Source organism: Ruegeria sp. ABF4_144 (assembly GCF_056160045.1).
Genome location: NZ_JBSWWK010000001.1, coordinates 2667469 through 2680987, shown reverse-complemented (window position 1 = coordinate 2680987; position 13519 = coordinate 2667469). Strand labels below are relative to the sequence as shown.

17 protein-coding genes and 1 tRNA gene are annotated in these 13519 nt (G+C 56.5%); 16 read left to right on the top strand and 2 right to left on the bottom strand.

What is annotated here, in order from left to right; translation table 11 throughout:
- Nucleotides 1–111: 111 nt before the first annotated feature.
- The 5 genes from ACXAGD_RS13400 to ACXAGD_RS13380 all read left to right on the top strand — a co-directional run bounded on the left by ACXAGD_RS13400 (nucleotide 112) and on the right by ACXAGD_RS13380 (nucleotide 2910).
- Nucleotides 112–912, top strand: a complete 801-nt coding sequence (locus ACXAGD_RS13400) for a glycosyltransferase family 32 protein (RefSeq protein ID WP_475211331.1) — start codon at nucleotides 112–114, stop codon at nucleotides 910–912.
- Between the two features lie 69 nt (nucleotides 913–981).
- Entirely contained in the window at nucleotides 982–1461 is a 480-nt protein-coding gene (locus ACXAGD_RS13395; protein WP_475211329.1) for a UPF0262 family protein, read from the top strand.
- A gap of 3 nt (nucleotides 1462–1464) precedes the next feature.
- Nucleotides 1465–1917, top strand: a complete 453-nt coding sequence (locus tag ACXAGD_RS13390) for an arsenate-mycothiol transferase ArsC (protein ID WP_475211327.1) — start codon at nucleotides 1465–1467, stop codon at nucleotides 1915–1917.
- A gap of 2 nt (nucleotides 1918–1919) precedes the next feature.
- Nucleotides 1920–2318, top strand: a complete 399-nt coding sequence (locus ACXAGD_RS13385) for a ketosteroid isomerase-related protein (RefSeq protein WP_170403287.1) — start codon at nucleotides 1920–1922, stop codon at nucleotides 2316–2318.
- Nucleotides 2311–2910, top strand: a complete 600-nt coding sequence (locus ACXAGD_RS13380) for a GNAT family N-acetyltransferase (protein ID WP_475211325.1) — start codon at nucleotides 2311–2313, stop codon at nucleotides 2908–2910. Before ACXAGD_RS13385 ends, ACXAGD_RS13380 begins: the two co-directional genes overlap by 8 nt.
- Here ACXAGD_RS13380 and ACXAGD_RS13375 read toward each other — a convergent pair.
- Nucleotides 2907–3140, bottom strand: coding sequence for a hypothetical protein (locus tag ACXAGD_RS13375; protein ID WP_475211322.1), 234 nt, complete (start codon nucleotides 3138–3140; stop codon nucleotides 2907–2909). The genes ACXAGD_RS13380 and ACXAGD_RS13375 overlap by 4 nt on opposite strands.
- Before the next feature lie 149 nt (nucleotides 3141–3289).
- Between ACXAGD_RS13375 and ACXAGD_RS13370 the strand changes: the two genes are divergently transcribed.
- The 7 genes from ACXAGD_RS13370 (at nucleotide 3290) to ACXAGD_RS13340 (ending at nucleotide 7705) form a co-directional block, all read left to right on the top strand.
- Nucleotides 3290–4165, top strand: a complete 876-nt coding sequence (locus tag ACXAGD_RS13370) for a carbon-nitrogen hydrolase family protein (RefSeq protein WP_475211320.1) — start codon at nucleotides 3290–3292, stop codon at nucleotides 4163–4165.
- Between the two features lie 91 nt (nucleotides 4166–4256).
- Nucleotides 4257–4475, top strand: coding sequence for a translation initiation factor IF-1 (gene infA, locus ACXAGD_RS13365; protein WP_005978431.1), 219 nt, complete (start codon nucleotides 4257–4259; stop codon nucleotides 4473–4475).
- An 11-nt stretch (nucleotides 4476–4486) separates the two neighbouring features.
- Nucleotides 4487–5065, top strand: coding sequence for a Maf family protein (locus ACXAGD_RS13360; protein WP_475211317.1), 579 nt, complete (start codon nucleotides 4487–4489; stop codon nucleotides 5063–5065).
- Complete coding sequence (locus tag ACXAGD_RS13355; RefSeq protein ID WP_475211315.1) at nucleotides 5062–6084, top strand: ribonuclease E/G; 1023 nt, start codon at nucleotides 5062–5064, stop codon at nucleotides 6082–6084. The genes ACXAGD_RS13360 and ACXAGD_RS13355 overlap by 4 nt, the downstream gene beginning before the upstream one ends.
- Entirely contained in the window at nucleotides 6081–6263 is a 183-nt protein-coding gene (locus ACXAGD_RS13350; protein ID WP_475211312.1) for a DNA gyrase inhibitor YacG, read from the top strand. The genes ACXAGD_RS13355 and ACXAGD_RS13350 overlap by 4 nt, the downstream gene beginning before the upstream one ends.
- A gap of 79 nt (nucleotides 6264–6342) precedes the next feature.
- Nucleotides 6343–6417 (top strand) — tRNA-Phe (locus ACXAGD_RS13345).
- A 61-nt stretch (nucleotides 6418–6478) separates the two neighbouring features.
- Nucleotides 6479–7705, top strand: a complete 1227-nt coding sequence (locus tag ACXAGD_RS13340) for a DUF6538 domain-containing protein (protein WP_475211310.1) — start codon at nucleotides 6479–6481, stop codon at nucleotides 7703–7705.
- Nucleotides 7706–7886: 181 nt separating this feature from the next.
- On the opposite strand, the gene ACXAGD_RS13335 is transcribed toward ACXAGD_RS13340, so the two are convergent.
- Nucleotides 7887–8972: an endonuclease/exonuclease/phosphatase family protein gene (locus tag ACXAGD_RS13335; protein WP_475211308.1), complete on the bottom strand. Its 1086-nt coding sequence runs from the start codon at nucleotides 8970–8972 to the stop codon at nucleotides 7887–7889.
- Nucleotides 8973–9492: 520 nt separating this feature from the next.
- Between ACXAGD_RS13335 and ACXAGD_RS13330 the strand changes: the two genes are divergently transcribed.
- The 4 genes from ACXAGD_RS13330 to ACXAGD_RS13315 all read left to right on the top strand — a co-directional run bounded on the left by ACXAGD_RS13330 (nucleotide 9493) and on the right by ACXAGD_RS13315 (nucleotide 13519).
- Nucleotides 9493–10452, top strand: a complete 960-nt coding sequence (locus tag ACXAGD_RS13330) for a helix-turn-helix domain-containing protein (RefSeq protein WP_475211307.1) — start codon at nucleotides 9493–9495, stop codon at nucleotides 10450–10452.
- 66 nt (nucleotides 10453–10518) lie between these two features.
- Nucleotides 10519–11670 carry an efflux RND transporter periplasmic adaptor subunit gene (locus ACXAGD_RS13325; protein ID WP_475211305.1) on the top strand — a complete coding sequence of 384 codons (1152 nt, stop codon included), beginning with the start codon at nucleotides 10519–10521 and terminating at the stop codon, nucleotides 11668–11670.
- Nucleotides 11670–12380, top strand: coding sequence for an ABC transporter ATP-binding protein (locus tag ACXAGD_RS13320; protein ID WP_475211304.1), 711 nt, complete (start codon nucleotides 11670–11672; stop codon nucleotides 12378–12380). Before ACXAGD_RS13325 ends, ACXAGD_RS13320 begins: the two co-directional genes overlap by 1 nt.
- Entirely contained in the window at nucleotides 12377–13519 is a 1143-nt protein-coding gene (locus ACXAGD_RS13315; protein ID WP_475211302.1) for an ABC transporter permease, read from the top strand. The genes ACXAGD_RS13320 and ACXAGD_RS13315 overlap by 4 nt, the downstream gene beginning before the upstream one ends.

Below are 13519 nucleotides of genomic sequence, written 5' to 3'. Positions count from 1 at the left end.
CCTGCCGGCCACAACTTCAGCCAATCTGATATCTGGCAAGCCGATCAGGCTTGAACACAATAGCAGACCTGAGGCGCAGTCACACAGTCAAACGGCTGGAAGGAGCTTTATTTGGAACGCGTGGCAACCCTTTGGATCGGCAAAAGGTTCAGTTTTCTTGAGCATCTGTGCCTGAAGTCTTTTGCGGATGTCGATCAGAAGCCGATTGTCTACCACTATGGCGATCTCGAGGATATTCCGGACTACGTCGAAGCCCGTGACGCGCGCGAGATTTTTGACTCGCCCGAGATTTACCGGGACCCGATTACCCGATCCGTGGCCGTTCACGCAGATCTGTTCCGCCTGAAGCTTATGCAGCAAACCGGCTATATCTGGGTGGACGCTGATGCCTATGCGCTCAGGCCATTCGAAACCCGCGACGGGTACCTTTTCCCATTGGGTAATCGAAAGAAGAAACGCTTGATGAACGGCGTGCTGGCTTTTCCGTCGGACAGCCCGGCGCTACGGGAAATGTGCAAGTTTGCCTTTGAAAGCGACCTTGTTCCCCCTTGGTGGCCAGAGGACAAAAAGCAAACCTATCTGCGAATATTCGGTAAATCCACCTATTGGAGCCTGCCTCTGTTCAGTCTGGGTCCCCCTATGCTCTATCACTTCGTCTTTCAGTCAGACGAACGTGGGAAGGCGGTGCCGCGAACCGAACTTTATTCGATCCCGCCCCGTTTTCGCGCTTTGTGGAACGACCCGAATATCTCAAAACTCGATTTTCTTGATTGGCAGAACAAGATGTCGATTCACTTTTACGGGTCTTGGTTTCGACAGATGTTTGCGGGTGTGAACAGTTTCAACCCGGGTTCGCTTTTGGATCATCTTCTTACGAAGCATGGAATTGAGCCTGCAGAGCATCCGATCTGACAGATTCCCTCGTTGTTCAGAGATTTTAGTTGGGATAAGTCTGGGCCGATCTGAACGGACCTGAGAAGCATGACCCGCATTTCGCATATCGAACTGGATGACCGTAACCTGCCGCCGCCGACCCCTGAGATCGAGCAGGAACGCAAGGTTGCCATCTATGACCTGCTGGAAGACAACAGCTTTGTGCTGCCTCAGCGGGACGAGCGCGTGGTGCCCGAAGGGCCTTACCACGTCCAGCTGTCGATCCGGGACAAAAGGCTGGTGTTTGATGTCGCCACCGAGGCCGAAGAAAAAGCGGCAGAATTTCATCTTTCGCTGGGCCCGTTCAAACAGGTGGTCAAAGACTATTTTCAGATCTGTGAGAGCTATTTCAACGCGGTCAAAACCCTGCCGCCCAGCCAGATCGAAACCATCGACATGGCCCGGCGCGGCATCCACAACGAAGGCAGCCGCGTGCTGCAGGAGCGGCTGGAAGGAAAAGCGGATATCGACACCGACACTGCCCGCCGTCTGTTCACGCTGATCTGCGTGCTGCACTTCGGGGGCTGACGGGTGAAGCCTCTGCCGCAGTCGGTTTTGTTTTGTTGCGACCATAACTCGGTCCGGTCTCCGATGGCCGAAGGCATCATGAAAAAGTTCTATGGCACTGGGACCTATGTGCAATCTGCCGGGGTGCGCAACGACTTTGAGATCGACGGCTTCTGCATTTCAGTCTGCCAAGAAATCGGGGTTGAGCTTTCCCGCCATCGGACACGCTCCTTCGACGAGATGCAGGAATGGGGCGACGACCTCAGCTCATTTGATCTGGTGGTTGCCCTGTCGCCTGCCAGTCAGCGAAAAGCGCTGGAACTGACTCGGATTTTTCATCTGGATGTCGATTATTGGCCAATAATGGACCCTACCGGGCTGGGCGAGAATCGCGAAGAAAAGTTACATCACTACCGACAGACCCGTGATCAGATCATTGGGCATCTGAAAGAACGCTGGGGCGAACCTACGGAGTGACTATGAACCAGACCGTCAAAACCTATTTCGAAGCTTTCAATGCGGGCGATGTGGACGGCATGTTGGCCTGCCTGTCCGACGACGTGGCTCATCACGTGAACGAGGGCCAGATTCGCGTGGGTAAAGAGAAGTTCGCGGCATTCTGTGATCACATGAATCGCTGCTACCGTGAGAACCTGACCGATATTGTGGTGTTCGACGCCGAAGGCGGTACCCGCGCCGCGGCCGAGTTCATCGTAAACGGTACCTATCTGGAAACCGATGAGGGCCTGCCCGAGGCGCATGGCCAAACCTATCGTCTGCCCGCAGGATCGTTCTTTGATCTCAAAGATGGCAAGATCACTCGCGTCACCACTTTCTACAACCTTGCTGACTGGACCAAGCAGGTTTCGAATGGCTGAGGTCACCGACGTCCGCCCCCTGACCGGAGCGGCACTTGAGGCCGCTCTGGACGACGTGGCGCGGTTGCGGATCGAAGTGTTCCGGGCGTGGCCGTACCTGTATGACGGTGATCTGGATTACGAACGCAAATACCTGCAATCCTACCGCGACAGCGACAAGGCGATTGTGGTCGGAGCCTTCGACGGCAACCGGTTGATCGGGGCTTCGACCGGGGCGCCTCTGAATGAACACGCCGACGATTTCGCCGCAGCTTTCGAAGGGTCCGGGCTGGACCTGTCCGAAATCTTCTATTGCGCCGAGTCCGTACTGCTGTCTGACTATCGGGGGCAGGGTGTAGGCCACAAATTCTTTGACCTGCGCGAGGCTCATGCCCGAGCGCTAGGATTCAAAAAGTGTGCCTTCTGCAGCGTGCAGCGCCCGGAAGATCATCCGATGCGACCGGAAAGCTACCGCCCACTGGATGGCTTCTGGCGCGCGCGGGGATATGAGCCGCTGCCTGGCGCGGTGGCTCAGTTTTCGTGGAAGGATGTCGGCCAAGGGGATGAAACTCAGAAACCCTTGCAGTTCTGGATCAGGGATTTGCCGTCTTAGTTCGCGCTAGCGTTTCGAGCCTGACGTTTTCTGCTGAGCAGACCGTATTTGACGGCCCACCCTCTAAGAGACCAGCTTTTGCGGTTTTTCGGCTTTAATGCCTTTTTCGCCTGTGCGCCGCCCTTTCGATTGAATTCGAAAACATCGATAACGCGTTCCGCGCAGCCGCAGGCTTCGCCCATACCTACTTTGGCAAAATAGAACTTCTCGAAGCTTTCCGGGTTTTGCATGGTCTTCCTCCCAGTCACATTGAAGCATCTCGGGTGCCTTCTGCCAATTCACTTTCCCGTCGATTGCGACTGGGACACACAATACGTCTGTACACATTGAGATACGCCCTACTAGTGTCTCGCCAAATCAGGCCTGAGGAGCCCGCGCAATGAAAGTCGCAACCGCCGCTTATAACCTCGACTGGCTCGACAGCTGGGCGCAATACGAGGACAAGCTGAACCGCTGGGTCTCGGACGCCGCCGGGCAGGGGGCTGAGCTTCTTGTGTTCCCCGAATACGGCGCAATGGAGTTGTCGACGCTTGATGGCGCTGAGGTGGCGGGTGATCTGGAACGCTCAATCCGTGCTGTTTCGGATCGAATGGAAGAGGCTGAGGCCCTGCATCAGCGTCTCGCGCGCGAGTACAATACATACATTCTGGGCGCATCGGCCCCAATCGTGGATGGCCCCGGTCGCCCGGTAAACCGCGCTGCGTTCTATGCGCCCGATGGCCAGCAGGATCATCAGGACAAACAGATCATGACCCGGTTCGAGCGCGAAGACTGGGACATTGCGCCCGGCGGTCCTCTCAAGCTGTTTGACACCGCTTTGGGCAAGATCGGCGTTTTGATCTGCTATGACAGTGAGTTCCCCCTGTTGGGTCGCGCCCTGCAGGAGGCCGACCTGATCCTCGTCCCTTCGTGCACCGAGGCGCTGGCCGGCTATTGGCGTGTGCGTATAGGTGCGATGTCTCGGGCGCTGGAAAACCAGTGTGTTACGGTGATGGCGTCGCTGGTTGGTGACAATGACTGGTCCGAGGCTGTGGACATGAACACCGGCACCGGTGGCGTTTTCGGCCCGCCGGACAAGGGTTTTCCGGCGACTGGCGTGCTGTCCGAGGGTACCTTGAATCAGTCCGGCTGGACTTATGCGGATGTCGACCTGTCGGCCATTGCCGGGGTCCGCGCTGACGGAAACGTACTGAACCGGATGCACTGGGCTGAGCAGGTGCCTCGAGTCGATTCAGTCATAATATCGCGCCTGTAGGCGATTCCGCCCTTGAAATAAGCCCGAAATAGGCTCATTTAAGCCCACATCCCCGTAGATTCTGCGGGTGCAACGTAATGATGGAGACAACATGGCCAAGGAAGATACGCTCGAATTTCCCGGTGTCGTGAAGGAACTCCTGCCTAATGCGACGTTTCGGGTCGAGCTGGAAAACGGCCATGAGATCATCGCACATACGGCAGGCAAGATGCGCAAGAACCGCATCCGCGTTCTGGCCGGCGACAAGGTTCAGGTCGAGATGACCCCGTATGATCTGACCAAGGGTCGGATCAACTACCGCTTCAAGTAACGCCTGCCGCAATGGCGTTTATCTTAGGATCGGGCAGCCCAAGGCGGCTGGACCTGCTGGCCCAGCTTGGCGTGCAGCCCGATGCCATCCGCGCCCCCGACATCGACGAAACGCCTTTGAAGGGCGAGTTGCCTGTTCCTTATTGCAGCCGTATCACGCGCGCAAAAGTGCAGGCAGTTCAGGCCGATAGTGACGATGTAACCCTCTGTGCAGATACCACCGTTGCACTGGGTCGCCGCATTCTGGGCAAACCCCAAGATGTGGGGCAAGCGGCTGAATTCCTGCATGCTTTGTCTGGACGTCGGCACCGTGTGATCACTTCGGTCGCCGTGCGGCGTGGGGACCGTGTGTTGCAGCGCGATGTGGTTTCCCAAGTCAAGGTAAAGCGCCTGTCGGACGTTGAGATCAACGCCTATCTCGCCACTGAAGATTGGCAAGGCAAGGCAGGCGCTTACGCTATTCAAGGCCCTGCGGGTGCATTTATACCGTGGATTTCGGGCTCGTTCACCGGCATTGTCGGTCTACCTCTGTCTGAGACCGCCGCCCTTTTGCAAGGCATCGGCTATCCCCTGTATCGTGAGGCATCATGAAGGGTCGCACCATCATTCTGGATCACATCGACAACCGTGAAGCCGCTGCCTTGATGGTAGATGGCAAGCTGGAAGATTTCCTGATCGCCACAGATGCGCCCGCGCCTGGCACGATTTATCGCGCCCGTGCTGACCGTCCGGTAAAAGGGCAGGGCGGCATGTTCCTGACAACCCCCGACGGCCCGGCCTTTCTGCGGCAGGTCAAAGGATTGGCGCCCGGTGCGCTGATGCTGGTGCAAGTCACCGGCTATGCAGAACCGGGCAAAGCGCTGCCGGTCACTGACCGCGTCCTTTTCAAAAGCCGCTATGCGATTGTCACGCCCCATGCGCCGGGCCTGAATATCTCGCGGTCTATCCGTGATGAGGATGAACGCGACCGTCTGCTCGAGATTGCCCATGAGAGCATGGAGGGCAGCGACTATGGTTTGATCCTGCGGTCGTGTTGCGCGGGCGAGGACGCGGGCGAGATTGCCGAAGATATCAGCGCCATGTTGGCCCATGCCGATCAGGTTCTGAAAGATACGGGTGCCGAGCCCGAGCTTCTGCTCGAAGGCGACGGCCCGCATGTTCTGGCCTGGCGAGACTGGACCGACCCGGCTGAGATCATGACGCAGGCGGGCGGGTTCGAGGCGCAGGGCGTACTCGATGCGTTGGACGTAGTGCGCGGGATTGCCGAGCCGCTGCCGGGTGGTGGGCACCTCTATATCCAGCCCACACGCGCGCTGGTCGCCGTGGATGTGAATACCGGGTCCGATACGTCTCTGGCCGCCGGTACCAAGGCAAATTTCGCTTGCGCTAAGGCCTTGGCCCGCGCGCTGCGTGTGCGAGGTTTGGGTGGGCAAATCACTCTGGATCTGGCACCCATGCCCAAGAAGGATCGCCGTGGGTTCGAATCGACTCTGCGCGCTGCATTCAAGGCAGACGGGATCGAGACCACTCTGGCTGGCTGGACCCCTCTGGGGCATTACGAATTACAGCGGAAACGTGGCCGAGTCCCGTTGTCGGAGGTGCTGAAATGAGCTGTCCGATCTGTGGTGACGATACGGTTGCTAAATTTCGCCCGTTCTGTTCCAAACGCTGCGCCGACATCGATTTGGCCAAGTGGTTGAACGGGTCTTATGCCGTTCCGTCCCAGCGCGAAGAGGACCAAGATGCGGATGCTGCCGAAGTTGAATCAGAGCAATCGCGCCCACATTGAAAAAATGTAAAAAAGCCTCTGGACACTGCCAGTAGCAAGTCATAGAAGGCCTCCACCCAACGATAAACATCGTTCCCGTGCCCGGGTAGCTCAGGGGTAGAGCAGTGGATTGAAAATCCTCGTGTCGGTGGTTCGATTCCGCCCCCGGGCACCATCACTTCAGCTAAGCCTATGTTTTTGCTCCAGCTTTTAGCAACTGCTTGGAGCCGTAGACCATGTCGGAGACCATTTCGCGCCCTTTCACCTTCGTAAAAGACGGTGTTTTCTACTTCAGCCGCCGCATCCCGAAAGAACTTAGAGATTACTACACATCTCCTCGGATCGCTTATTCGCTGCGAACTAAGTCATCAAAGGTCGCTGAAGTGCGAGCCAGACGAGCTGCAGATCAGCTTGATGAGTACTGGTATCACCTGAGATGTCAGGATGCAGAGCTTCCCGGCAAGCACATGCTCAGGATGAAACTGACGAGAGAAACAGGGGTTATTGATGGTCCGCCTGCTTCTTCATTTGTGCTTTTGTCGGAGGCTGTTGGGATTTACCTCCAACTCAAAGGGAATGGCCGTCCGGTGACTTTCCATAGAGCCGTTGAGAGGGCCTGTGGCTACGTTATCGATGCCTGTGGAGACAAACACCTCGACGCCTACACGAAGGCTGACGCGAACACTTTCAGAGACGCCTTGATCGCACGAGGTCTCGCTGGAAGCAGCATGACGCGGGTCTTTGGCACAGTCCGGGCAGTCACGAACTTCGCCGCAAGCGAACAAGGCCTTACCCTGAATAACCCTTTCTCTGGCGTCTACTATGATCGTTCAGCTGGTGTCTCCAGTCGAACTTCGGTTCCTGCTCATGCCCTCGCGACCATCAAAGGTAAGTGCCGCGAAGTTGATGATGATCTACGGTGGCTGGTTGCCCTCGTGTCCGACACAGGGCTGCGCCTTGTTGAAGCAGCAGGGATGATCAGAGAAGACTTCGTTATTGAAGAAGACGGCTCCCTCGTCGCCCATATCCGCCCTCACCCATGGCGACGGCTCAAAACCACCGGGAGCGAACGACTGGTACCACTCGAAGGAGCGGCGAAATGGGCAGCAGAGCGCATCATTAGCCAGAAATCCACCTCTCCCCACGCCTTCCCGCGATACAACAAGACTGACACGACCAACGCCAACGCAGCAAGCGCCGCACTAAACAAATGGATGAAGGGGCACGTGCCAGACGGATGCTCAATGCACAGCTTCCGTCACGCTATGAGAGATCGCCTCAGGGCCGTTGAGTGTCCTGCCGACATCGTGGACCAGATAGGAGGGTGGCAGACCGACGGAGTGGGCCACGGGTACGGTTCAGGTTATCCGCTTGAAGTCCTGAGAAAGTGGATGAAGGAGGTCACGCGAGCCGACATGGTCTACGGCTCCAAGCAGTCGCTAAAAGCTGGAGCAAAAACATAGGCTTAGCTGAAGTGATGGTGCCCGGGGGCTGCTGGGTTTTCCCTTCAGCTCCCGTTACAGGCACTTCTTCAGCCGGTCTCTGATATTGCACTTACAGCGAATGGCAGGAAAGCGGGCTGCAAACGCAACATTCGAACGTAGTACTCAAGGTCCGCTAAGGGCCGCGGTCCGACGCTTTGATTCAGGCGCCGACGTTAGGCGGTGTGATCTCGGCAATGACAGGAAAGTGGTCGGAAATTTTCCAATACTCGGTGCCAGCCGCCGTCTCGCGTGGAACCTCACCTGCAGCCACCCAGCCAGGAGTGTTTCGGGAATAGAGTATGTGGTCGATCATCACCCGATGGTAGGTGTCGTTGAAAATAGGATCAGCGAAGCGCGTGGTTGTCACGTCATTGAAATCAAGCCGCGCGCGGTCACGGTCATTCAAAGCATCGAAGAGAGCATTGCCGAGGCTCAGACCTGGTTTCCAAACAGAACCCATCAAAGTCTCGACCCCGCTGGCATTAAGCCGCATTTCGGACGTGTCAAAGCCGGGGCCATCATTGATGTCACCGGCTACGATCAACGGGAGCGCCGCCGGGTCGGAGAGGTAGACGTCCAAGAACGCTTCACGAATATGACGGCATTGCGCGAGCAAACGCATTCGGTTGGCATCTGCTAGTTGCCACCAGCGAGACCACTCATGTGCCGCAAAGATGCCCTTCGATTTCAAGTGAAGGCCCATGATATTGAAATCCGATCCCTGTGCCGGGTGGATCGTAACCCAGAGGGGGCGGCGTTCGTAGCGGAACCATTCAGGCACTTTGTCAGCGCCGAGGTCGAGGAAGAAAGGCTCAGTTGCCGTGTGGATCAGCCCAGCAGCGGGGTCCTCGGAATCCATGATGGTCATTGGCATATCTGCAAAAATTCCACGATCTGTTCTGAGGGCGATGCCGACACATTGAGTGGAGGTGTTTTGACGTGGGTTGTCAGGGGCGGATGGAAAGCGTGAACGCTGGATGTAGATGGCCCATTCTGCATCTGAGATGGAGGCCATAAGGATCTCCATATCCTCAGTCCGATCAGGACCTTCGACAACAAGCAGGATGTCTGGGTCTAAGTCGGCAAGCCCCTCGCGCAGCAGCGCGACGCGTTCTGCGACCGTCGGCCCTTCATTTTCCCAAGGTGGACGAGGTCCGCGGACATTACGGTCACCTGGTTTGAGCTCGCCTGAATCGCTATCGACCAAGTCGTTGAGCCATTCCATGTTCCAAACAGCGAGTTTCATTCGCGCAGCCTCCGTTCAGTCCTTTGTCCAGAATGCGCACAACTTAGCACCGTTTTATGACAGGAATGACAGAGAGTACGTGCGTAATGATATTCCACAAATTTCAAATCTGAGATGGAAGTTAGCCGTTTGACTTAATCATCGTATAGTCTCGCACAACTCATCTATGATGGATGAACCATTCAAATAGTATATGAACGACCGAAATGCGGAAGCTATGCTGCAGCGTTGGTAGCTGGGGTTAGCGGTAGCAAAGGGCCGGCAATAGAAAGACAAAAGCTAGAAGCAATGGGCATCGAAGCTCGAACTAGAGTCCGCTTATCTGAGCGCCATTAGCGCGAAAAAGCAAACACCAACCTTAGAAACATCCACTTGAGCTCTAGACCATTGGCCGTAGGTGTCCCATCTTTCGTCGCGATACCTGTCCTCACGCCGACCGAGCTGCCCCTGCACTATGATCTTTGTACCGCTGCCTTTCGTTGTCACGCTGCTATTGGGGCTGCTATTCACGCGCGTGGTCTTGCGAGACGATGAGCGACCCAATAACCCGGCGTTTGTGCTTTTGATTGCGTGTGCTGCGCTCCAGTCCCTGCTGATCGGGTTGCGTTTTGGATACGGGATCGAGTGGGCCAGGTTTCTTTCCCCACCGCTTGCGAGTGTGATGGCACCTTTGGTGTATTTCGGATCGTTGCAACTGGTTGGCCCACGCCGCGTGGCTAAGCTCTATTCAATCTTTCCGCATGGCCTTCCGTTGTTCACGGTCTTGTTGTCCATGGTGTTCTGGCCAGCTGCGCTGGATGTCGTCCTTATCACAACGTTCCTTGTCTACGCGGTCCTGATCCTGTTTTTGCTGCGGTCTGGGGCGGATGCGCTCAAAGCAACGGCGTTGGATGCCGTAGGTCCAGTTCATCGTGCTCTGGTTTTTGCAGCGCTTGTATTAATCTTCTCCGCAGCGATTGACACGTTGATCACAATTGACATTGCGACCGCGGGTGCGAGCCATTTGCCTCAGCTCGTGTCCATCGGCAATGTCGCGACCTTGCTGTTTCTTTCTTTGGCTGCCGCAGTCGCAAGCCACGGTCGGACGGCCGGGGAGAGTGAGAGAGCGGACCCGGTGGCCGCTATCCCCCCCGACCTTAGCGACGCAGAAAATCCTGTGATCATGGTAAAAGTAGAGCGGTTGATGAAAGACACACAAATTTATCGGGACGCGGATCTTAACCTCTCAAGGCTAGCGCGCAGGGCAGTCATACCGTCCAGGCAAATTTCGAGGGCGATCAATCAGACGACGGGTAAAAACGTCTCGCAATACGTCAATGATTTTCGCATTGGCGCGGCTTGCGAGCTGCTGCAAAACAGCACACGGTCGGTCACAGAAATCATGTTGGACGTTGGTTTTGAAACGAAATCCAATTTCAATCGAGAGTTTCGGCGTGTCACGGGCATGACACCGCTGGAATGGCGCAAAGCCAAGGGATGAAGTCCACATCGGAGATCCTGACAAGGAACAAAACTGACTAAATCGCGATTTTGAACGTCCTAGATCGTGTTCAAGGTCGCGGTTTTTTTGTTCGCGACGGACTTTGGTGACATGAAAACAGTCACCGATAATAGCAGCAAAATGGCTGAGACTCTGAGAGAGCTTTCAGCATATCCGGTGCCCGCATCATCAGCGTTGGGCAAGCGGCCACAGATCTACAGGACAGTGCTGGCGGCACTGAGCGCTGTATTGCTGCTGGCGGCCGGCGCCGCCTTTGTCCTTCGATCTGAAACTTTGCCCTTCGATGTCGCGCCCACCAATACGGTGTCATTAGGTGCGCCATCAGAAGCCATGCAACAGAATGCCAGTCCGCAACTGTCGGTTTCTGCAACAGTGCCCGCTGCCCGGGAAATCACCGGATCGGGCTATGTCATCGCGCCGCGCAAGGCTGTCGTCTACGCGGAGCAGGGTGGGTTAATCGTCGATATTCTCGTTGCACCCGGAGATAGGGTCGCCAAGAGCCAACCCCTTTTGTTGATCCAGGACACACATGTCATTTTTGCGCTTGAAAACGCAAGGCTTGCGCTCGACGCGGCGAGGCTCTCGCTCACCGCCGCGCGCATTTCCGAGGCGCAGGCTGACGCGACACTGCAAAGGCGGGCCGAACTAGCCCGAAGGGGCGCTATCGCCAGTAACCAATTGGAAGATTCGCAGACCGCCGCGCGCATGGCAATCAACAGTGTCGAATATTCGAAAGCTGAGGTCGCGACCGCAGAGCTTGCTGTCCGAATTGCAGAAGATCGGGTCTCCGATCTGACTGTGCGCGCGCCGATCTCAGGGACGGTGACGCAGATATCTGCACATGTTGGCGATGCGGTGCTCGATCGGATCGACGCGATCCATGACGGAAGCGGGCTGATGACAATCGCCGATCTGGATCACTTGGTGATCGACGCGGATGTAACCGAAAAGGCAATCAGTTTATTGGGCGAGGATGTTTTCGGAGAGGTCGTTCTGGACGCTTCTCCCGATCACCCCTTTCCCTTCGTACTGCAACGCGTCGCGCCTGAGGTAAATGCCGCCAAAGGAACGGTCAGGCTGCGCTTAAGACCTATAGATCCGCCCTCTGGGTTGCGACCAGGCATGGCCGCACGTGTCAGGATCGATCTTCCTTCATCACCTTTAGTCGTTCACGCACAATCAGGAGTTAAACCTTGATGACGATCTCCGAAACCGACAATCCCTTCATTGCTCTAAGCGGTGTCAGCAAGACTTACCGAACCGGTGGTACAAGGGTAGAAATTTTCGATAACCTTGATCTTGCGATCAAAAAGGGTGAATTCGTCGCCGTTATGGGACCATCGGGGTCGGGAAAATCCACTCTTCTCAATCTGCTTGCCGGCCTGGACGCGCCAGATTCCGGCAACATCAGGATCGCGGGCCAGAGGCTGGACCATATGAGTGAGACTGCCCGTTCCGCGTGGCGTGCGCATCATCTTGGGATTGTATTTCAATTCTACAACCTGCTGCCGATGTTGACCGCAGAGGAAAACATAGAGCTTCCTCTGCTGTTGAAACCGATCCCAGCGCCTGTCCGGCGCGAGAGGGTTGCAAAAATCCTCGACCTTGTCGGTCTTGGCGGACGTGGTCGGCAAAACCCTGCACGAATGTCCGGCGGGCAGCAGCAGCGCGTCGGCATTGCCCGAGCGATTGTGTCTGATCCTGCCTTGCTGCTGTGTGATGAACCAACAGGTGACCTCGATCGCAAATCCGCTGATGAGGTTCTGACTATGCTGGGGTATCTGAACCGCGAGCTTGGCAAGACCATTGTCATGGTGACCCATGATCCCGAAGCCGCCGAGGCGGCTGACCGGACCCTGCACCTCGATAAGGGCGTCTTTGTCGAACGCGTGCAGGTGATGGCATGACGTTTCTGGGCCTCACCCGCAAAAGCGCGATGCGCAAACCGTTTCGTTGCGTTCTGCTGATTGTGTCTGTTGTCGTCGCCTTCTTCATTTACGGGCTCACAGCCAGTTTCATCGCCGGGTCACAGGGCACCGCCGCAGCCAGTGAGGATTTACTCGGTGTGATGAACGCGGCCGGTCGCAGCCAGCGCTTGCCAATGGCCTATCTGCCGCGCATCGCAGCGCTGCCAGGTGTTGCTGAGGTTAGTCCGGTCACCCGCCTGCGCGGCAGCGTCGGTGACGCGCGCAACGTCGTAGCGGTCAGCGCCGGAGAGCCGGGCAAACTGTTAGCTGTCAGCGGGGCGGAACTTGGGCTGACCCCGTCCATGATAGAAGCTCTCGGCTCAGGGCGGGACAAGGTTTTAGTGGGCCGTGCCCTTGCAGAGGCGCAGGGGTGGTCAATCGGCGACCGACTGACAGTTTCGGCCTTTCGGACGAAAAGAAGCGATGGAAGTCGGGACTGGACCTTCGAGATCGCCGAAATCTTCGATGGTAAAAACGCCAGCACAGACACTTACTTCATTCTTGCCCAGTACCGCTATATCAACGAAGGTCGCGCGCGGGGCAAAGATACCGTTTCCACTTTCGCGCTACGTCCGGCCCCGGGTGTCGCTGCGCAACAATTGGCACCACGAATTGACGCGCTTTTCGCCAATTCAGCAGCCCCAACGCGCACCCTGTCAGAGAAACAGTTTCTCAGCGCTTTTTTGAGCCAGTATGCCGACGTCAAACATGTTGTCACATTGGTCGTTGGTGTGTCTTTCTTGACCCTGTTGATGATCGTTATCAATACGATGGTCTTCGCCCTGCGCGAACGGCGTTTTGAGATCGGCGTGCTGAAGACCCTCGGGTTTTCCCGTTGGCGCATCCTGCTGATGGTTCTGTCCGAGGTCCTTTTTGTTTTCGCGCTAGGCGGCGCCATCGGCATCATTCTTGCAAAACTTGCCAGCCTCGCCCTGCCGCCCGCTCTGGGGTTGGTTTTCGACCAGAACATTGTGCTGCACTTAATTACGCTGGTGTTCCTTCTGGGCTTGGCCGCCGGAGCAATTCCTGCGCTGTCCGCAATGCGCACGCCGATCCTTTCAGCATTCAGAACGAGGTGA

What these genes read in the sequence shown, in the direction of transcription:
- ACXAGD_RS13360 (WP_475211317.1), top strand. Translation starts at nt 4,487, where the DNA reads ATGGCGTTTATCTTAGGATCGGGCAGCCCAAGGCGGCTGGACCTGCTG.
- ACXAGD_RS13335 (WP_475211308.1), bottom strand. Translation starts at nt 8,972, where the DNA reads ATGAAACTCGCTGTTTGGAACATGGAATGGCTCAACGACTTGGTCGAT.
- ACXAGD_RS13355 (WP_475211315.1), top strand. Translation starts at nt 5,062, where the DNA reads ATGAAGGGTCGCACCATCATTCTGGATCACATCGACAACCGTGAAGCC.
- ACXAGD_RS13340 (WP_475211310.1), top strand. Translation starts at nt 6,479, where the DNA reads ATGTCGGAGACCATTTCGCGCCCTTTCACCTTCGTAAAAGACGGTGTT.
- ACXAGD_RS13350 (WP_475211312.1), top strand. Translation starts at nt 6,081, where the DNA reads ATGAGCTGTCCGATCTGTGGTGACGATACGGTTGCTAAATTTCGCCCG.
- infA (WP_005978431.1), top strand. Translation starts at nt 4,257, where the DNA reads ATGGCCAAGGAAGATACGCTCGAATTTCCCGGTGTCGTGAAGGAACTC.
- ACXAGD_RS13320 (WP_475211304.1), top strand. Translation starts at nt 11,670, where the DNA reads ATGACGATCTCCGAAACCGACAATCCCTTCATTGCTCTAAGCGGTGTC.
- ACXAGD_RS13395 (WP_475211329.1), top strand. Translation starts at nt 982, where the DNA reads ATGACCCGCATTTCGCATATCGAACTGGATGACCGTAACCTGCCGCCG.
- ACXAGD_RS13315 (WP_475211302.1), top strand. Translation starts at nt 12,377, where the DNA reads ATGACGTTTCTGGGCCTCACCCGCAAAAGCGCGATGCGCAAACCGTTT.
- ACXAGD_RS13370 (WP_475211320.1), top strand. Translation starts at nt 3,290, where the DNA reads ATGAAAGTCGCAACCGCCGCTTATAACCTCGACTGGCTCGACAGCTGG.
- ACXAGD_RS13380 (WP_475211325.1), top strand. Translation starts at nt 2,311, where the DNA reads ATGGCTGAGGTCACCGACGTCCGCCCCCTGACCGGAGCGGCACTTGAG.
- ACXAGD_RS13385 (WP_170403287.1), top strand. Translation starts at nt 1,920, where the DNA reads ATGAACCAGACCGTCAAAACCTATTTCGAAGCTTTCAATGCGGGCGAT.
- ACXAGD_RS13375 (WP_475211322.1), bottom strand. Translation starts at nt 3,140, where the DNA reads ATGCAAAACCCGGAAAGCTTCGAGAAGTTCTATTTTGCCAAAGTAGGT.